This window comes from Streptomyces sp. NBC_01304 (genome assembly GCF_035975855.1).
In the GTDB taxonomy this organism is placed as follows: domain Bacteria; phylum Actinomycetota; class Actinomycetes; order Streptomycetales; family Streptomycetaceae; genus Streptomyces.
Window position 1 is genome coordinate 4,824,713 of sequence record NZ_CP109055.1, and the last position, 17,652, is coordinate 4,842,364.

Consider the following 17,652-nt stretch of genomic DNA (forward strand, 5'->3'; position numbering starts at 1 on the left):
GGCGCAAGAAACCCCGCCCCAAACCCCTGCTCCACACACGGCCGACACCCGGGGCCGCTCAACTCTTGGGCTGCCCCGACTCGTAGAAGCCGGTCCACACCCGATGGTCGGGCCGGAAACCCATCGAGACCAGGACGTTGATGAGCATCCCGTACGCAAGGAACTGGGTCGTCTCCGAGACGTCCGCTCCCAGCGCAAGGCGCACCACGTCGTACATCTCCATCCAGCCCGCGCGCAGCGCCTCGCCGAATTCGCGATCCCCCGCGACCTCCGCGGAGGACACGGCGACGTACATCTGCATCTGCATGAGCAGCATGCCCGGGTCGTCCGCGATGAGCGCCTGGTAGGCCTCCCCCATGGAGTGCAGGGCCGCTTCCCCTTCGAGCCCTTCGGATGCCTTCCTGAAGACCTCGGTGATCTGCTCACAGCAACGTCCGGACGCGGCAAGGAAGATGGCCCGCTTGCTCGGGAAGAGACGGAAGAGGTACGGCTGCGAGACGCCGACCCGCTTGGCGATCACCTCGGTCGAGGTGCCGTTGTAGCCGCCCTTGGCGAACTCCACCATCGCCGCACGGATGACGCTCTCGCGCCGCTCCTCTGCACTCATCCTTGCCATGGGCAGTAAGTTAGTGGCCAATCACTACCTACGTCAAGCAGTAAGGAGCGCCCGCAACTGCGGGCGCTCCTTACTGCGTTCAGGACTACATGCCGCGTTCAGGCCAGACGTACGACGGCACGGGACATGCCGAGCACCTTCTGGCCCGCGCTCATCGCCACGAGGTCGACGCGCACCGTGCGGGCCTCGTCGTCGAGCTTGACGGCGACTTTGCCGCTGACCTCGATGGTCGCGCCCTGGTCGTCGTTCGGGACGACGACCGGCTTGGTGAAGCGCACGCCGTATTCGGCGATCGCGCCCGGGTCGCCCGCCCAGTCGGTCACGACGCGGATCGCCTCGGCCATGGTGAACATGCCGTGGGCGATGACGTCGGGCAGGCCGACCTCCTTGGCGAACTTCTCGTTCCAGTGGATCGGGTTGAAGTCACCGGAGGCGCCCGCGTACTGCACCAGCATGGCGCGAGTCACGGGGAAGGTCTGGGCCGGCAGCTCGGTGCCGACCTCGACGTCCGCGTACTGGATCTTCGCAGTCATCCGTCAGGCCTCCTCTGGCGCGCGGGACACGAGCTTCGTCCAGGCGGTCACGACGTGCTCGCCCGACTCGTCGTGGACCTCGCCGCGGATGTCCAGGATGTCGTTACCCGCGAGCGACTTGATCGCCTCGATGGTCGAGGTGACGGTGAGCCGGTCGCCCGCGCGCACCGGGCGGTTGTACGCGAACTTCTGGTCGCCGTGCACGACGCGGCTGTAGTCCAGGCCGAGCTGAGGGTCCTCGATGACCTGTCCGGCGGCCTTGAATGTGATTGCGAACACAAAAGTGGGCGGGGCGATCACATCGGGGTGCCCGAGCGCCTTGGCCGCTTCCTGGTCGGTGTAGGCGGGGTGGGAGTCGCGGACCGCCTCGGCGAATTCGCGGATCTTTTCCCGGCCGACCTCATAGGGGTCGGTGGGCGGGTAGGACCGCCCCACGAAGGACTGGTCGAGCGCCATGGGCTCGGCACCTCCTGCAAACGGATTCGGTGTTCGGCGAGCACGTCGCCGAAGGTCAGATCGGCAAAGATCAGGTCGCGAAGACCGGATCGGCAAAGATCGGAAAACGACACGAGGCCGCCCCCGAGAAGGGGACGGCCTCGTGTACGAGCCTGTTTTAGCGCGTTTCGCGGTGCGCGGTGTGCGCCTTGCAGCGCGGGCAGTGCTTCTTCAGCTCAAGACGATCCGGGTCATTACGCCGGTTCTTCTTGGTGATGTAGTTCCGCTCCTTGCACTCCACGCAGGCCAGCGTGATCTTCGGGCGGACGTCGGTGGCAGCCACGTGAGTGCTCCTTGACGGACAAATGGACGGATAAAACGGATGAACGCATAAAAGAGTAGCCGATCGGAGGACCGACCCCACAATCGGCTACTGTCAGTAGCGGTGACCGGACTTGAACCGGTGACACAGCGATTATGAGCCGCTTGCTCTACCGACTGAGCTACACCGCTTTGATGCGAGCTCCCTCACCCGAAGGCGAGGTTGCCGCACATCAGAGCCCCAATGCGGAATCGAACCGCAGACCTTCTCCTTACCATGGAGACGCTCTACCGACTGAGCTATTGGGGCGAGCGAGGAAGACATTACACGGTCGCTCGCCGATCGCCCAAATCCTTATCGGAGCGCAGACCTCACACGTCCCGGCGGCCGTCTCACGCCCCGTAGCGCACCACACCGGTACGACTATTCGGCTCCTCCTCGAAGCAGGCCGAGCGGCGCCCTAGGCTCGGTGCACGCTGCGTGATCTTGCCCGCCCCGAGCCCTTTGGCCCGAGCCCCCTCCTGGAGCGCGATGCCCGACAGCCAGCCGCAGCAGCCGCACCGCGATGGCGCCGCCGAGGACACGGCCTCGCTCCTGCTCTGCGGCGCGAAGCTCACCGACGGCAGGACCGTGGACGTCCGCCTCGGCCGTGGGCGCATCGAGGCGGTCGGCACGGCGGGCAGTCTCACCGCGCACGCCGCGCGCGTGGACCTCGCCGGCTATCTGCTGCTCCCCGCTCCCGCCGAACCGCACGCGCACAGCGACACGGCGCTGACCGCGGACAGCGAGGGGCCGGTCTCGTACGACGCCCAGGACGTCCAGCGCCGCACCACCGAGGCCGCCCTGCTGCAACTCGGGCACGGGGCCACGTCGTTGCGTACGCACGTCAGGGTGGGCGATGTACAGGGGCTCGGCGCGATGGAGGCGGTGCTGCAGGCCCGGAGGTCGCTGCGCGGCCTTGCCGAGCTCACGGCCGTCGCGGTGCCGCGGCTGCTCACCGGGACAGCGGGCGCCGACGGGCTCGCGATGCTGCGGGACGCCGTGAAGATGGGCGCCTCCGTGGTGGGCGGCTGTCCCGATCTGGACCCGGACCCGACGGGGTACGTCGAGGCGGTCCTGGAGATCGCCGCCGAGCACGGCTGCCCCGTGGACCTGCACACGGACGGCGCCGACCCGGCCCGGCTCTCGCGGCTCGCGGCCATGGCCGGAGGACTGCGGCCCGGGGTGACGGTGGGGCCGTGCGGAGGGCTCGGGAAGGTGCCGGGTGCGGTGGCGGCGCGTACGGCCGAAGGGCTCGCTGCCGCCGGGGTCTCGGTGGTCTGCCTGCCGCAGGGCGACTGCGGGGGGATCGAGCGGCGCGGGGCCGACGCGGCGCCGGTCCGGCTGCTGCGGGCGGCCGGGGTGCGGGTCGCGGCGGGCAGCGGGGCGCTGCGGGACGTGGCGAAGCCGGTGGGGCGCGGGGATCCGCTGGAGGCCGCGTATCTGCTGGCCGCGCAGCACGGGCTCGACGCCACGGACGCGTACGAGGCGATCAGTGCGGGGGCGCGGGAGACCATGGGGCTGCCGGAGGTGCGCGTGGAGGCGGGCTTCCCGGCCGAGTTGCTCGCCGTGCGCGGTGACCGGCTCGCGGGGGCCCTGTCGCTCGCGTACAGCCGGATCGTGGTGCACCGGGGGCGGGTGGTGGCGCGGACCAGTGCGGTGCGCGAGTACTGCGACTCGGCCGTCGCGGTGGCGCTCGATCTGCCGCGGCAGGGGCGCGCCAAGGGGACCGAGCCGTCCTGAGTCCGGTCGGTGCGCGGCTCAACTCGCGTGCCGGCACGCGCGCGTGGTGGTCGATGTGCCGCTACGCGCGCGTGCCTGACGGTGAGTCGGGGGTCAGCCTTCGAGTGCGGAGTACCCCAGCGGGGACATCCCCATCAGCAGGCCCAGATCGAGCTCGGTGGCGCCGGCCGGGGCCGTGACCTTCTTGCCCTCGCCGAACTTCACGGAGAGCGGGAGCTTGGTGCCCTTCTTCAGGCCGTCCGACTTGCCGGCGAGCTGCGCCAGGTCGAAGGTGATGGCGTCCAGGGCGTCGTTCTTGACCGCGAAGTCGATGGCGATCTTCTTGTCGGGAACGTCCTTGAAGTCCTTGGCCGTGGGCAGTTCGGCGCCGGGCGGCAGTTCGTCGGTCAGCGGGCCGAGCTTGTCGAAGATGCCGGTCAGCAGGTCGCGGGCGTTGGCCTTGGCGGTGACGTGGTCGACGCCGTCCTTGCTGCCCTTGTCCTTGAAGGTGACCTCGCGGGCGATGACGCTCTTGAGGGCCCTCGTGAGCTTGCGCTCGGTCTTGGCGTCGAGGGACGGCTTCGCCTCCGGCTCGCCCGCGTCCTTCTGGGCCTCTTCCAGGGCGGCTTGGTCGATCTTGACCCACTTGCCCTCGAGCGCGGCCTTCAGCGGCGCGGCCTCCTTGGGAAGCTGGTCCGCGGTCGGCATCGGGAAGCCCATGGCCTTGCCGACGGCGGCCGTGTCCGCGCGGAAGTAGGCGGTGTCGCCGACCAGGCGGTACTCGACCAGTTCGCCGTCGGCACCGGCAATGCTCATCGACGTACCGACGATGTCCTTCTCGGACGATGCGGAGAGGGGCTTCTTCGACTGGACCGAGACGCTGATGCGGGCGTCGCTCAGGAAGTCCGCGAAGCCGGGCGGCGGGCCCTCCCCCGGCGGGGTGTCGCCCGCGCTGTCGGCCATGAGCTCGTCGAGGACGTCCGGGTCCGCGTCCAGGCTCAACTCGAAGGACAGTGAGCGCTGTTCAGCGAGCTTGTCGACCGCACGCTCCACCTTCTTGCCGGCGGTGATGTTCTCGACCGTGCCGCAGGCGGTGACGGTGCCGAGCAGAGCTGCGGCGCAGCAGCTCGCGGTCAGGGTGGTGCGTATGGCGGTCTTGCGTATGGCGGTGATAGCAGGCTCCTCGTGAAGATGAACATCCAGGAGACCCACGACAGGGGCACAGGGTTGCACGGCGCGGGCGGCCGGCCGGGCGTACGGTCGAAAGATGCGCATTGTCATCGCTGGAGGACACGGTCAGATCGCGCTGCGGCTGGAGCGTCTGCTCGCCGCGCGCGGATACGAGGTCGCGGGCCTGATCCGCAACCCTGCGCAGGGCGACGACCTGCGGAAAGCCGGGGCGGAGCCGGTTCTGTGCGACCTGGAGTCGGCCTCGGTCGAGGAGGTCGCGGCCCATCTGCAGGGCGCCGGGGCCGCCGTCTTCGCGGCGGGTGCGGGGCCGGGCAGCAGCGTCGGGCGCAAGGACACGGTGGACCGGGGTGCGGCGGTGCTGTTCGCCGACGCCGCGGAGCGGGCCGGGGTGCGGCGCTATGTGGTGGTCTCGTCGATGGGCGCCGATCCGGCGCACAAGGGCGACGAGATCTTCGACTCGTATCTGCGGGCCAAGGGCGAGGCCGATGAGTACGTACGGGGCCGGAGCGGCCTGGAATGGACGATTCTGCGGCCCGGCATGCTGACCGACGACGCCGGGGAGGGGCTGGTGCGTCTGGAGGCCTCCACGGGCCGTGGGCCGATTTCGCGCGACGACGTGGCGGCGGTGCTCGCGGAGCTGGTGGAGGCGCCGGGGACGGCCGGGCTGACGCTGGAGCTGATCAGCGGGTCCACGCCGGTCGCGGTGGCTGTGAAGGATGTGGCGGGGAACTGAGGCTCCGTGCCGAGGTTCTGCGGGTTCCGGACCGAGGTTCTGCGGGTTCCGTGCCTAGGTTCTGCGGGTTCCGGACCGAGGTTCTGCGCTGAGGTTCAAGGCTCGGAACTGAGGCTCGGGCCCCTTGGGCGACGTACGGCCTGAAGAAGCCCCCGTAAGGCGTGAGGGAACCCCCCTCCAGGCTGCTTGTGCTTGTGCGGCGCGGAGGGGGTTTCGTCACTGTGCGGCGTCGTTGCCGCCCGCTCCGAACACGCGGGCCGAAGCGTCCACATGGGCCAGTCTGCGCATCGCGTTGAAGACGGCCTCCCCCAGCACCGTCCCGATGACCACGCTCTCCACCAGGTCCTCGACCGCCGCCTTGCGGCCCACATAGTCGAGGTCGGCGTGGGCCACGCGCTCTGCGGCGTCGGCGTACTCGTCGAGGACTTCCCGGAACCCGCCGTGCCCGAGGCGGTCCATCGAGGCGAGGGCGCGCGCGAGGTCCTGCGCGGCGGGGTTGGACTCGTTGGTGCGCCAGCCGCGCCGGGCGAGCAGATCCGCGACAGCGGCCTTCGCCTCGGCCTCCTCCTTGTCGTCGTGCTCGGCGTGCTGCGCGGCGAGCCGGGAGGCGGCCTCGCCAAGGACCTTGTGCAGCGGGCGGTCCGCGTCGTCCACGGCGCGCAGGACCTCCGCGATGGCGGCCACCTTGAGGCCGCCGACGTCGAGCAGGGCGCGGATCAGGCGGAGCCTGCGTGCGTGGGACTCCGAGTACTGGGCCTGGTTGGGGCTGGAGAGCTCGCCGGGCGGCAGCAGGCCCTCGCGGACGTAGTACTTGATCGTCGGCACCGGGACCCCGGTGCTGCGGCTCAACTCCGCGATGCGCATGGCCTGTTCACTCCTTGATCTCGCCTGCACGCCCTTGCCAGGGCGTCACCCATCATAGATAGTGACACTGCCAGATAGCAGATCTATCCGCTATCCATCTCTAGGGGAGGGTGTGAGCCAGGCATGTCTTCAACGCAGGTGGGGCGACCCGAGCAGTCAGGGCGGCCGGAACAGCCGGAAGGGGCTGGGCAGTCAGGGCAGCAGGAGGGCCCGGGAGCGAGCGGGGATTCGACGGGTGCGGCTTCCTTGCGGCCGCGCGTGTGGCAGCCGTGGCGCGACTGGCATCGCCCGCTGCTCGTGTGTGCCGCGGCGATGGTGGTGCTGGCCCTGGTCAGCGCCGGCGGGCTGGTCGTGGACGACCGGGTCCTCGTCGGCTCGCCGATCTGGTTCAAGCCCTTCAAGTTCGCGGTGTCGCTCGTCGCGTACGCACTCTCGCTCGCCTGGCTGCTGTCGCTGTTCCCGCCCGGCCGGAGGCAGCGCGTGAGCCGACGGGCGGGCACCGTCGTGGCGGTGACCAGCACCATCGAGATGGTGATCATCGTGGGGCAGGTGATACGCGGCAGGCGCAGTCACTTCAACCACGAAACCCCCCTGGACGACGCGCTGTTCAACACCATGGCCGTCAGCATCGTCGCGCTGTGGCTGGCCACTCTTGTCATCGCCGTTCTGCTGCTGCGCACCCGGATCACCGACCGTGCGTCCGCCTGGGCGATGCGGTCCGGCATCGCGCTCGCCCTGGCCGGGGCGGCCGTCGGCTTCCTGATGACGCAGCCCGCGCCGGGGCAGCAGCGCGAGGGTTCCAAGGTGGTGGGCGCACACAGCGTGGGCGTGCCGGACGGCGGCCCCGCCATGCCGCTGACGGGCTGGTCGACGACCGGCGGCGATCTGCGCATCCCGCACTTCTTCGGCATGCATGCGCTGCAGTTGCTGCCGCTGGCCGTCATGGTGCTCGCGGCTCTCGCGCCGCGGCTGCCCCGACTGCGCGACGGGGGCGTCCGGTTGCGTCTGGTGCAGGTCGCTTCGGCGACGTACGCCGCCACCTTCGCCCTCCTCACCTGGCAGGCGCTGCGCGGTCAGCCGCTGCTGCGGCCCGACGGCATGACTCTCGGGGTCACAGGGGTGGTCGCCGTCGGGGCGGTCGTCGGGGCGTGGGTGGCGGTACGGAGGTCGACTTCCGGGCACCCAGGACTTGTTGGCCCTGGTCGGGCGGGCCACGAGGGCGCCGGCCCGGTGGGCGATGAAGGTGCCTTCGCAGTGGGCGGCGAAGGCGCGGGCCCGGTGGGCGGCGAAGGCGCGGGCCCGGTGGGCGGCGAAGGTGTCGGCCCGGTGGATGCCGAAGGCGCCGGCCAAGTAGGCGGCAACCAGGCGGAGATGGTGGCGTGACCGGCTTTCTGTTCCAGCTCTCCTTCTGGCTGGCCGCGCCGGTCTGGCTGCTCATGATCTTCGCGCCGCGGTGGCGGGTCACGGCCCGGGTCGCCGCGTCGCCGCTGACCGTCGTGCCCGTACTCGCCGTCTATCTCGCCCTCGCGGCGCCCGTTCTGCCCGAGCTGTGGGCCGCGGTCCGCAGCCCGGACCTCGACGGGTTCCGTGAGCTGACGGCGCTCGCCGACGGTGCGGGGGCGGTCTGGGCGCAGGTGATCGCCTGGGATCTGCTGCTGGGGCAGTGGATGTACCTCGAGGCGCGGCGGCTCACCATCCATCCGCTGGTCATGGGGCCGCTGCTGGTCCTGACGATCCTGCTTTCGCCGTTCGCGTTGCTGATTTTTCTGGTGCTGCGGATGGCGCGGGAGAGGAGCGTGCGGGTGGGGAGGGCACGGGAGAGGAGCGTACGGGTGGGGTCGGTGGCCTAGTTGGCAGGGGTGGGCAGGCCCCGCGGCCAAGTAGCGCGTCTGCAGCGCGCCTGGCCCTGTGACCAGCGACGTAGGTGCTGCGGGCCCTGCCGGTGAGTACCTGTACTCATGTCCGGGCGCACCGGCCGGTCCACTGTGGGGATCACCGAACCGGTGACCGTCTCCGGACCGACTCGAAGGAATCCCCATGCCCAACACCTCCCGCCCGCGCCGCCTCCCGCACCTGCGCCAGTTGCTGGCGCCCGCGGTGGACAACTGGCTCTCGCGCGGATATCTCGCGGTCGTCGCGGTGTCGCTGGGGTTCTTCCTGGGCGCCTGGTACGTGGGGCCGGACCCGGGGCTCTCCGGCGCCTACCCGTTGGCGGCCACGGCGCCGTTCAGCTTCCTCGCGCTCCTGGTGTCGATACCTGCGGAGTACTCCTCGCCCGCCTGGCTGAGTCCGTCGATCCTCGCCGTCGGCATGGGACTGTCCGGGCTGGTCAACGCCGTGCTTCTCGGCCGGTTCGCATGGAGGCGGCGGGGCGTAGGGACCGCGCCCGCCACCTCCTGATCGAACACCTCGTGATCGAACCCGAACCGGCCGCTTCCTGATCGATCGCGAACCGGTCACCACTCTCGATCGGTCGCGAGCGCCCCTCACTTGGCGGCGTCGAGGGCCTCGGTGATCTTGCGGGCCATCTCGGCCATGGTGGGGCTGGGCTGACCCTTGCCACTCCGGGCGGATGCCTCGATGGCGACGGTGATCGTGCTGCGGAAGTTGTCCGCCTCGGCCGCATCCTGCGCCTTCAGCAGGCTCATCGCCGCCGTCAGGGCCGGCAGTACCTGGTCGGCCAGGTCGGCCGTGGACTTGCCCCACTTCACGCCCTTGGGCGCCTTGGTGAGCACATGCCCGACCAGGCCGGTCGCGGAAGTCAGCGCGATGGATCCGTGGGTGGCCACCTTGTGGGCCGAACCGGCCGCACCGGCAGCCGACATCAGCGAGACCGCGCCCCAGGCGCCGGTACGGAGGGTGAGCTTGTCCTGGTCGGTAAGGGTGATCGAGGTGATCGACATGGCTGAAGGCTCCTTTGAATCTGCTTCGGTTACTGGTCTTCGCTTCGCGGTGTCGGCCTTCGCGGTGCTGGTCGGCCGGCTCCGTTTCCGTGGCTTCATCATGGCACATTTGTGGCGCCATGGCGAGCCTTCATGGCGCCATAGTCATCGCGAGGAAGGGGGCGAGGCGTCCAGTTCACAGAAAGTTGCAGGTCAAAGCCAGTTAACTCGTGACGCCAGACTGGCGAATTTCCTTGAGATCAAGGAGGCGTACGTTGCCCCGACGAGGGTCGTCCGCTCTGCGTCCTGACCGCTCCCGCATCTCCCGCATCTCCCGCGCGGCGAGCCAAGTCACCTGGCTCCGCGCCTCTTCGAGAGGTCTCGTGCGCATACGAAGAAACCCCCTCCGATCTACGTTTCCGCAGTTCGGAGGGGGTTTACCTTCATGTGGCGGCGCCAGGATTCGAACCTGGGAAGGCTGAGCCGGCAGATTTACAGTCTGCTCCCTTTGGCCGCTCGGGCACACCGCCGGGTTTGCTGCCTGGAGCCGCTCTGGGCTGCTCCGTGGCAACGACGTAAACGATACCTGATGCCCGGGGGTGCTTCGCCACTCGATTGATCAGCACCCGGTCGGGTGCTGGGTGGCTAGGCTTTGCGGGTGCGGCCGGGGGCACCGGTCGCACATCCCGTTGATGTATGCCCACCCGATACAAGGAGCCACAGGACATGGCCGACTCCAGTTTCGACATCGTCTCGAAGGTCGAGCGGCAGGAGGTCGACAACGCCCTCAACCAGGCCGGCAAGGAGATCTCGCAGCGCTACGACTTCAAGAACGTCGGCGCCTCGATCGCCTGGTCCGGCGAGAAGATCCTGATGGAGGCGAACTCCGAGGAGCGCGTCAAGGCGATCCTCGACGTCTTCCAGTCCAAGCTCGTCAAGCGCGGGATCTCGCTGAAGGCGCTGGAGACGGGCGAGCCGCAGATCTCCGGCAAGGAGTACAAGATCTTCGCCGAGGTCAAGGAGGGGATCACGCAGGAGAACGCGAAGAAGGTCGCGAAGATCATCCGCGATGAGGGCCCCAAGGGCGTCAAGGCCCAGGTGCAGGGCGAGGAGCTGCGGGTCAGCTCGAAAAGCCGGGACGACCTGCAGGCCGTGCAGGCGCTGCTCAAGGGGCAGGACTTCGACTTCGCGCTGCAGTTCGTGAACTACCGGTGAGGATGCGTTTGTCGGCGCGTTCGTTCGCGCGCCTGTTGGTCGTACGCGGCTGACTTGTCGTGCCGTACGTCTCGTACGTGCCGTACATCTCGCAAGCGCAGGAAGGGCCGACACCCGAGGGTGCCGGCCCTTCCTGCGCTTGCGATCAGCGATCAGCGCGAGCGCGAGCGCGAGTTGCCGAAGAGCAGCCGGTACGCGATCAGCAGGACCAGGGAGCCGCCGATCGCGGCGGCCCAGGTCGCCCCGTCGTAGAAGTCGTTGGCTATCGGGCGGTCGAGGAAGCGGGCCGAGAGCCAGCCGCCGACGAAGGCGCCCGCGATGCCGATGACGGTCGTGCCGATGAAGCCGCCCGGGTCACGTCCGGGCAGCAGGAACTTGGCGATCCCTCCGGCGAGAAGTCCAAGGATGATCCAGCTGAGGATGCCCATGCTGCCCTTCTTTCCCGGGGTTCCTGTTTCGCGAATTTCCCGTTTTGCGGTCTTGTGGGGGAAGACGCCGGCGGGGCACAACGCGGTTGCGGCGATCGTTAGGGTGCGGCGTATGACACAGGGGACGGGGATGCCGCAGGAGTTGCGGCGGACACTCGGGGTCTTCGACGCGGTCGTCATCGGGCTCGGGTCGATGGTGGGTGCGGGGATCTTCGCCGCCCTCGGTCCCGCGGCGGGGGCGGCCGGGTCGTGGCTGCTCGGGGGTCTCGTGGTGGCCGCCGTGGTGGCGTACTGCAATGCGATGTCCTCGGCTCGGCTTGCCGCGATCCATCCGGCCTCGGGCGGCACGTACGTCTATGGGCGGGAGCGGCTCGGGGAGTTCTGGGGGTATCTGGCCGGCTGGGCGTTCGTCGTCGGGAAGACGGCCTCGTGTGCGGCGATGGCGCTCACCGTGGGGGCGTACGCGTGGCCGGGGCAGGCGCATGCGGTGGCGGTCGGGGCCGTGGTGGCGCTCACCGCCGTGAACCTTGCCGGGGTGCAGAAGGCGGCCTGGCTGACGCGGGCGATCGTCGTGGTGGTGCTCGCGGTGCTGGCCGCGGTGGTAGTCGCCTGTGTGGGGGCGCAGGGCGCGGACTTCGGGCGGTTGGGGCTCGGGGAACAGGCGGGGGGATCGGGGGGCGTGAGCGGGGTGCTCGGTGCCGCCGGGCTGCTGTTCTTCGCCTTCGCGGGGTACGCCCGGATCGCGACGCTCGGCGAGGAGGTACGGGATCCGGCGCGGACCATTCCGCGGGCGATTCCGGTGGCGCTCGGGATCGCGTTGGTGGTGTACGCGGGCGTGACCGTGGCCGTCCTTGCGGTACTTGGGGCCGATGGGCTCGCGAATGCCGCGGCTCCACTGGCGGACGCGGTACGGGCCGCGGGGGTGCCGGCGCTGGTGCCGGTGGTGCGGGTGGGGGCCGCGGTGGCGGCGCTCGGGTCGCTGCTCGCGCTGATTCTCGGGGTGTCTCGGACGACGTTGGCCATGGCGCGGGACCGGCATCTGCCGGGGGCGCTGGCGGCCGTGCATCCTCGTTCCCGGGTGCCGCACCGGGCCGAGCTCGTGGTGGGTGCGGTGGTGGCGGTGCTCGCCCTGACGGTCGATGTGCGCGGGGCCATCGGGTTCTCGTCCTTCGGCGTCCTCGCGTACTACTCGATCGCCAACGCCTCGGCGTGGACGCTGGGTTCGGGGGTGCGACGGGTGGTGCCGGTGGTCGGGTTCGTGGGGTGCCTGGTCCTTGCCTGCGCGCTGCCGGTCGGGTCGGTCGTCGCCGGGGCAGGAGTGCTGGTGGTGGGCGCGGGGGTCTACTGGGGGCGGCGGTGGGCCGGAGGCCATAAGGGATAGGCGGTGCTCAAGCGTCGTGCGAGGATCCTGGGACCGCGTACGGCCGCTGTGGAGGATGAGAATGTTCGCGATATCCCTGGGTGACGGAGCCGAGCTGCGGCCGCTGGAGCCCTGGCAGGCCGAGGAGTTCCTCGCCCACATGGACCGCGGTCGCGAGTTCATCGGCCAGTACGTCGGGCTCCCGGACGTCACCGCCGACCTGGACTCCGCGCGGAAGTGGCTTCAGGTGTACGCCGACAAGACCGCCGCCGACGCCGGTCGGCTGTACGGCATCTGGCTCGACGGAACCCTGGTCGGCGGCGTCCTCTTCCGGGTCTTCGACGCGGCCGCGGGCACCTGCGAGGCCGGCTGCTGGCTGGAGCCGGCGGCTGCCGGACGCGGCCTCGTCACGCGCGCGGTGCGCGTCATCATCGACTGGGCGATCCGCGAGCGGGGGATGCACCGCGTGGAGTGGCATGTGGCGTCCGAGAACACGCCGAGCATCAAGGTGGCCAAGCGGCTCGGCATGAGCTGCGACGGTGTGCTGCGCGAGAACGACCTCTACCGGGGCGTACGGCAGGACACGGAGATCTGGTCCGTGCTCGCGCCCGACTGGGGTGCCGACCCTGCCGGTTCCAGGGACTAACGAGCGGCGAACGGCTGGTCCGTACGCACGATTTCGCGGCCCAGCGGCATCAACGACACCGGGATCAGCTTGAAGTTGGCGATGCCCAGCGGGATGCCGATGATCGTGACGCACTGCAGGACACCCGTGACGATGTGGGCGAGCGCGAGCCACCAGCCCGCGAGGATCAGCCACAGGACGTTGCCGACGCAGGAGGGTGCGCCGGCGTCCCTGCGCTCAACTGTCGTATAGCCGAAGGGCCACAGGGCGTACACGCCGATGCGGAACGCCGCTATCCCGAAGGGGATGCCGATGATCGTGATGCAGAGGATCACGCCCGCGAGCAGGTAGCCCAGGAACAGCCAGAAGCCGCTCAGGACGAGCCATATGACGTTGAGAATTGTCTTCACTGCTGGCGACCTGCCATCTGCTCGAGTCGGGCGATCCGGTCCGCCATCGGCGGATGCGTCGAGAACATCTTGGACATGCCCTGCCCCGGGCGGAAGGGGTTCGCGATCATCATGTGGCTGGCCGCCTCGATCTTCGGCTCCGGCGGCAGCGGCAACTGCTTGGTGCCCGCGTCGAGCTTGCGCAGCGCGCTGGCGAGGGCGAGCGGGTCGCCGGTGAGCTGGGCGCCGGACGCGTCGGCCTCGTACTCCCTGGAGCGGCTGATCGCGAGGCGGATCACGGAGGCCGCCATCGGGCCCAGGATCATGATCAGCAGCATGCCGAAGATGCCGGGGCCTTCACGGTTGTTGTTGCCGCTCGGGATGAGCCAGGCGAAGTTGACCAGGAACATGATCACTGAGGCGAGGGCGCCGGCGACCGAGGAGATCAGGATGTCCCGGTTGTAGACATGGCTGAGCTCGTGGCCGATGACGCCGCGCAGTTCGCGCTCGTCCAGGATGCGCAGGATGCCTTCCGTGCAGCAGACCGCGGCGTTGCGCGGATTGCGGCCCGTGGCGAAGGCGTTCGGCGCCTCGGTGGGCGAGATGTAGAGGCGGGGCATGGGCTGGCGGGCCTGGGTGGAGAGTTCGCGGACCATGCGGTAGAGCTCGGGAGCCTCGAATTCGCTCACCGGGCGGGCGCGCATGGCCTTCAGGGCGAGCTTGTCGCTGTTCCAGTACGCATACGCGTTGGTGGCGAGGGCCACGAGCAGCGCGATGATCAGGCCGCCACGCCCGAAGAAGCTGCCGATGACAAGGATGAGCGCGGACAGTCCCCCGAGGAGCAGGGCGGTCTTCAACCCGTTGTTTCGGCCGTGCACGGTACGCCCTCCTGGTGGTGCGGCGGGGAAGCCCCTATGAGCAGCTGCCTCCTGGTTTCCACTCTCCAGTGGACCCTCCCTACCTGGTCAACGCGAGGCGAGGAGAGCTAGTTCCCTTGTGCGCGCTCGGGCCGGGCTCGGCCGTGCGGGTGAGCGGGTTCAGGGCCAGGCGGGCGGGGCGTACGCGCGCGTGGCCGTCGGAACAGGGTGAGCGGGGTGCCGGTGGAGGGCGGGCGGGGCCGACCGAGGAGAGCGGGCGGGGCCGTCAGAAGAGGGCGGTGGCGGAGAAGCGCAGCACCAGTTGCGGGGCGCCGGACAGGGCGATGGCGAGCACGGCGGTCAGGGCGATGGCCGCGGTGAGGGGGCGGGGCACGGGCGCGGCGTGCTGGGGCTGTGCGCCTTCGGGGGCGGCCTCGTGGGTGTCCTCGGCGCCGCGGAAGAGCAGCGCGGTCCACCGCAGGTAGTAATAGAGCGCGATCACGACGTTGAGGGCCATGACGACCGCGAGCCAGCCGAGGCCCGCGTCGACAGCCGCCGAGAAGACCGTGACCTTCGCGAAGAGGCCGATGATGCCCGGCGGCAGGCCGGCCAGGCAGAGCAGGAAGAAGGCCAGGGCGAGGGCCCCGAAGGGGCTGGTGGCGTACAGGCCGCGGTAGTCGCTGAGGCGGTTCTGCGGGCGGCTGCGGGCGACCAGGGCGGCCACGGCGAAGGCGCCGAGGTTCACCGCCGCGTACATCAGGGCGTACGCGACCGTGGAGCCGATGGCCTTCTCGGCGTCGGCACCGCTGTCGGCGTACGCGGCCGAGGCGATCGGCACCAGGAGGTAGCCGGCCTGGCCGACTGAGGACCAGGCGAGCAGGCGGACCGCGCTGTACGCGCGCGTGGCGCTCTGTCGCAGGGCGGCGACATTGCCGGCGGTCATGGTGAGGGCGGCGAGTACGGCGAGCGCGGGGCCCCAGACATCTGCGTACGACGGGAAGGCGACAACGGTCACCAGGATGAGGCCGGTGAAACCGACCGCCTTGCCGACGACGGAGAGGTAGGCGGCGACCGGCAGGGGCGCGCCGATGTAGGTGTCCGGCACCCAGAAGTGGAAGGGGACGGCGGCCGTCTTGAAGGCGAAGCCGACGAGGGTGAGGGCGACTCCGGCGTGCATGAGAGTCGTGAGTTCGCCGTCCACGGGCGCGTGGGCGATCTCGGTGAGGTGCAGGCTGCCGGTCGACGCGTAGACGAAGCTGACGCCCAGGAGGGTCACGGCGGTCGCGGTGACCGAGGACAGGAAGAACTTCAGGGCCGCTTCGGAGGAGCGCCGGTCGCCGCGCTTGAGGCCGACGAGTGCGAAGGCCGGCAGGGAGGCGACCTCCAGGGCGACGACGAGGGTGGCCAGGTCGCGGGAGGCCGGGAGCAGGGCGGCGCCCGCGGCGGAGGACAGCAGCAGGAACCAGAACTCCCCTTCGGGGAGTTGGGTGTTGTCCCGGCCGCTCCTGCTGTCCTTCAAGGGGCTGATCGACAGCAGGGCGGTGAGCAGCGCTCCCGCGAGGACCAGGAACTGGATGACCAGGGTGAAGCGGTCGGCGGTGTAGCTGCAGACGCCCTTGTCACCGGTCAGGCAGAAGGTGGCGCGGTCGCCGTCGAGGAGCGGCAGGAGTGCGAGCGAGGCAGCGGCGAGGCCCGCCACCGAAATCCAGGCGAGCAGCGTCTTGTTGGCCTCGCGGACGAACAGGTCGGCCACCAGGACGATCAGCGCGACGACCGCGGCGATGGTGGGCGGCGCGATCGCGAGCCAGTCGACGGACTGGACGAGACTTCCGAGGCTTTCGGCGGCGGTGGTCATGCCTTGCCTCCTGCGAGGAGCTGCTGCACGGCCGGGTCGGTGAGGCCGAGCAGCAGCGCGGGCCAGAGTCCGGCGAGGACGGTGAGGGCGACGAGGGGGGTCCAGGCGGCGAACTCGTAGCTCTGGACGTCGAGCTGCTGTGGTTGCGGCCCTGTGTCCTCGGGGGGATTCCCGCCCATGCAGACACGGCGTACGACGATGAGCATGTACGCGGCCGTGAGCAGCGTGCCGAAGGCCGCAATCGCCATGAAGGTCAGGAAGGCGGGGCGGCTCAGGCCCTCTGCGGGCTTGAACGCGCCGAACAGGGCGAGCATCTCGCCCCAGAATCCGGCGAGTCCGGGCAGTCCGAGCGAGGCGACGGCGCCGAAGGCGAGCAGGCCGCCGAAGCGGGGGGCCTTGCCGTACAGGGCGTGGCCGGTCCGGCCGGCGAGGGCGTCCAGGTCGGTGGAGCCCGTACGGTCCTTGAGGGCGCCGACCAGGAAGAAGAGCAGGCCGGTGATGAGGCCGTGGGCGATGTTGGCGAACAGCGCGCCGTTCACGCCGGTGGGGGTCATCGTGGCGATGCCGAGGAGCACGAAGCCCATGTGGCCGACCGAGGAGTACGCGATGAGGCGCTTGAGGTCGCCCTTCGCGCCCTGACGGGCCAGGGACAGGCAGGCGAGCGATCCGTAGATGATGCCGACCACGGCGAAGGCAGCGAGGTAGGGCGCGAACTCCCGCATTCCGTCAGGGGTGATCGGGAGCAGGATGCGGACGAACCCGTACGTGCCCATCTTGAGCATGACACCGGCGAGCAGGACCGAGCCGACGGTGGGCGCGGCGGTGTGGGCGTCCGGGAGCCAGCTGTGCAGCGGCCACATCGGGGTCTTGACCGCGAGGCCGATCCCGATCGCCAGAACGGCGATGACCTGCACGGATGTGGTCAGCCCACGGCCGTTGTCAGTGGCGAGTGCCAGCATGTCGAATGTGCCGGACTTCACGCCGATGAGGAGGAGGCCCAGCAGCATCACGACGGAGCCGAGCAGGGTGAAGAGGATGAACTTCCAGGCGGCTTGAGTGCGTTGGGCACCGCCCCACCGCACGATGAGGAAGTACATCGGGATGAGCACCATCTCGAACGCCAGGAAGAACAGCAGCAGATCGAGGACGGCGAAGGTCGCGAGGGTGCCGGACTCGAGGACGAGCACCAGCGCCACAAATGCCTTGGGAGACGGGCCCGCAGGCATTTTGAAGTAGCTGTAGAGCGCGCAGAGGAACGTCAGGAGCGCGGTCAGTACGAGGAGGGGGAGCGAGATGCCGTCGATGCCGAGGTGGATGCGCACGTCGAGCGCCGGGATCCAGCTGATGTCGGTCGTGGCCTGCATACGCGCCGGCTCGTCGTGATCGAAGCCGGCCGCGAGGGCGAGCGCGGCCAGGAGCACGGCGCCTGTGACGGTGACGCCGTGCCGCAGGACCGCCTGGTCCGGTGACTTGCCCCTGAGTCCGGGCGGGGCCGGGAGCAGGGCGGCGGCCGCGCCGAGGAGCGGGGCTGCCACGACGAAGGCGAGGAGGAACTGCATGACGGTGTCGTTGATATCGATCACGGC

21 protein-coding genes and 3 tRNA genes are annotated in these 17,652 nt (G+C 69.8%); 9 read left to right on the forward strand and 15 right to left on the reverse strand.

The window, feature by feature from the left end; translation table 11 throughout:
- Nucleotides 1-58: 58 nt before the first annotated feature.
- The 6 genes from OG430_RS21125 to OG430_RS21150 form a co-directional block, all read right to left on the reverse strand.
- On the reverse strand, nt 59-616 hold the full coding sequence (locus OG430_RS21125; RefSeq protein ID WP_327354111.1) for a TetR/AcrR family transcriptional regulator: 558 nt from the start codon (nt 614-616) through the stop codon (nt 59-61).
- A gap of 98 nt (nt 617-714) precedes the next feature.
- The gene (locus OG430_RS21130) at nt 715-1,149 is read right to left on the reverse strand and encodes a MaoC family dehydratase (RefSeq protein WP_327354112.1); all 435 of its coding nucleotides are present in this window, start codon (nt 1,147-1,149) and stop codon (nt 715-717) included.
- Between the two features lie 3 nt (nt 1,150-1,152).
- A complete protein-coding gene (locus OG430_RS21135) occupies nt 1,153-1,605 on the reverse strand; it encodes a MaoC family dehydratase N-terminal domain-containing protein (RefSeq protein ID WP_327354113.1) in 453 nt (150 codons plus the stop codon).
- A 157-nt stretch (nt 1,606-1,762) separates the two neighbouring features.
- Nucleotides 1,763-1,927: a 50S ribosomal protein L33 gene (rpmG, locus tag OG430_RS21140; RefSeq protein ID WP_054217192.1), complete on the reverse strand. Its 165-nt coding sequence runs from the start codon at nt 1,925-1,927 to the stop codon at nt 1,763-1,765.
- A gap of 97 nt (nt 1,928-2,024) precedes the next feature.
- Nucleotides 2,025-2,097, reverse strand: a tRNA-Met gene (locus OG430_RS21145).
- 45 nt (nt 2,098-2,142) lie between these two features.
- A tRNA-Thr gene (locus OG430_RS21150) sits at nt 2,143-2,215 on the reverse strand.
- A 222-nt stretch (nt 2,216-2,437) separates the two neighbouring features.
- Between OG430_RS21150 and OG430_RS21155 the strand changes: the two genes are divergently transcribed.
- The gene (locus OG430_RS21155) at nt 2,438-3,688 is read left to right on the forward strand and encodes an amidohydrolase family protein (RefSeq protein WP_327354114.1); all 1,251 of its coding nucleotides are present in this window, start codon (nt 2,438-2,440) and stop codon (nt 3,686-3,688) included.
- A gap of 93 nt (nt 3,689-3,781) precedes the next feature.
- On the opposite strand, the gene OG430_RS21160 is transcribed toward OG430_RS21155, so the two are convergent.
- Entirely contained in the window at nt 3,782-4,879 is a 1,098-nt protein-coding gene (locus OG430_RS21160; RefSeq protein ID WP_327354115.1) for a hypothetical protein, read from the reverse strand.
- A 55-nt stretch (nt 4,880-4,934) separates the two neighbouring features.
- Between OG430_RS21160 and OG430_RS21165 the strand changes: the two genes are divergently transcribed.
- A complete protein-coding gene (locus OG430_RS21165; RefSeq protein WP_327354116.1) occupies nt 4,935-5,591 on the forward strand; it encodes an SDR family oxidoreductase in 657 nt (218 codons plus the stop codon).
- 216 nt (nt 5,592-5,807) lie between these two features.
- Here the strand turns inward: OG430_RS21165 and OG430_RS21170 are convergent, their stop codons facing one another.
- Nucleotides 5,808-6,455 (reverse strand): MerR family transcriptional regulator, encoded by a 648-nt coding sequence (locus OG430_RS21170; protein WP_327354117.1) that lies wholly within the window; start codon nt 6,453-6,455, stop codon nt 5,808-5,810.
- A gap of 246 nt (nt 6,456-6,701) precedes the next feature.
- Between OG430_RS21170 and OG430_RS21175 the strand changes: the two genes are divergently transcribed.
- The 3 genes from OG430_RS21175 (at nt 6,702) to OG430_RS21185 (ending at nt 8,855) form a co-directional block, all read left to right on the forward strand.
- Nucleotides 6,702-7,838, forward strand: a complete 1,137-nt coding sequence (locus tag OG430_RS21175) for a hypothetical protein (RefSeq protein ID WP_442816530.1) — start codon at nt 6,702-6,704, stop codon at nt 7,836-7,838.
- Nucleotides 7,835-8,305 (forward strand): ABA4-like family protein, encoded by a 471-nt coding sequence (locus OG430_RS21180; RefSeq protein ID WP_327354118.1) that lies wholly within the window; start codon nt 7,835-7,837, stop codon nt 8,303-8,305. Before OG430_RS21175 ends, OG430_RS21180 begins: the two co-directional genes overlap by 4 nt.
- A gap of 187 nt (nt 8,306-8,492) precedes the next feature.
- Nucleotides 8,493-8,855 carry an SCO4225 family membrane protein gene (locus OG430_RS21185; protein WP_327354119.1) on the forward strand — a complete coding sequence of 121 codons (363 nt, stop codon included), beginning with the start codon at nt 8,493-8,495 and terminating at the stop codon, nt 8,853-8,855.
- Between the two features lie 86 nt (nt 8,856-8,941).
- On the opposite strand, the gene OG430_RS21190 is transcribed toward OG430_RS21185, so the two are convergent.
- Complete coding sequence (locus OG430_RS21190) at nt 8,942-9,358, reverse strand: hypothetical protein (RefSeq protein ID WP_327354120.1); 417 nt, start codon at nt 9,356-9,358, stop codon at nt 8,942-8,944.
- On the opposite strand from OG430_RS21190, the gene OG430_RS21195 reads away from it, so the two are divergent.
- On the forward strand, nt 9,348-9,647 hold the full coding sequence (locus tag OG430_RS21195; protein WP_327354121.1) for a hypothetical protein: 300 nt from the start codon (nt 9,348-9,350) through the stop codon (nt 9,645-9,647). The genes OG430_RS21190 and OG430_RS21195 overlap by 11 nt on opposite strands.
- A gap of 138 nt (nt 9,648-9,785) precedes the next feature.
- Here the strand turns inward: OG430_RS21195 and OG430_RS21200 are convergent.
- Nucleotides 9,786-9,867, reverse strand: a tRNA-Tyr gene (locus OG430_RS21200).
- A gap of 196 nt (nt 9,868-10,063) precedes the next feature.
- Between OG430_RS21200 and OG430_RS21205 the strand changes: the two genes are divergently transcribed.
- Nucleotides 10,064-10,552: a YajQ family cyclic di-GMP-binding protein gene (locus OG430_RS21205; protein WP_327354122.1), complete on the forward strand. Its 489-nt coding sequence runs from the start codon at nt 10,064-10,066 to the stop codon at nt 10,550-10,552.
- 152 nt (nt 10,553-10,704) lie between these two features.
- Here the strand turns inward: OG430_RS21205 and OG430_RS21210 are convergent, their stop codons facing one another.
- Entirely contained in the window at nt 10,705-10,980 is a 276-nt protein-coding gene (locus tag OG430_RS21210; RefSeq protein WP_327354123.1) for a GlsB/YeaQ/YmgE family stress response membrane protein, read from the reverse strand.
- Between the two features lie 112 nt (nt 10,981-11,092).
- On the opposite strand from OG430_RS21210, the gene OG430_RS21215 reads away from it, so the two are divergent.
- Nucleotides 11,093-12,361, forward strand: coding sequence for an APC family permease (locus tag OG430_RS21215; RefSeq protein WP_327354124.1), 1,269 nt, complete (start codon nt 11,093-11,095; stop codon nt 12,359-12,361).
- 61 nt (nt 12,362-12,422) lie between these two features.
- A complete protein-coding gene (locus OG430_RS21220; RefSeq protein ID WP_327354125.1) occupies nt 12,423-12,986 on the forward strand; it encodes a GNAT family N-acetyltransferase in 564 nt (187 codons plus the stop codon).
- On the opposite strand, the gene OG430_RS21225 is transcribed toward OG430_RS21220, so the two are convergent.
- From OG430_RS21225 to OG430_RS21240, 4 genes are all read right to left on the reverse strand, one after another.
- Entirely contained in the window at nt 12,983-13,375 is a 393-nt protein-coding gene (locus OG430_RS21225; protein ID WP_327354126.1) for a YccF domain-containing protein, read from the reverse strand. The genes OG430_RS21220 and OG430_RS21225 overlap by 4 nt on opposite strands.
- Nucleotides 13,372-14,232 (reverse strand): zinc metalloprotease HtpX, encoded by an 861-nt coding sequence (gene htpX, locus OG430_RS21230; RefSeq protein ID WP_327354127.1) that lies wholly within the window; start codon nt 14,230-14,232, stop codon nt 13,372-13,374. Before htpX ends, OG430_RS21225 begins: the two co-directional genes overlap by 4 nt.
- A 265-nt stretch (nt 14,233-14,497) precedes the next feature.
- Nucleotides 14,498-16,066, reverse strand: coding sequence for an NADH-quinone oxidoreductase subunit N (locus OG430_RS21235; protein ID WP_327354128.1), 1,569 nt, complete (start codon nt 16,064-16,066; stop codon nt 14,498-14,500).
- Nucleotides 16,063-17,649, reverse strand: a complete 1,587-nt coding sequence (locus OG430_RS21240) for a complex I subunit 4 family protein (protein WP_327354129.1) — start codon at nt 17,647-17,649, stop codon at nt 16,063-16,065. Before OG430_RS21240 ends, OG430_RS21235 begins: the two co-directional genes overlap by 4 nt.
- Nucleotides 17,650-17,652: the final 3 nt, after the last annotated feature.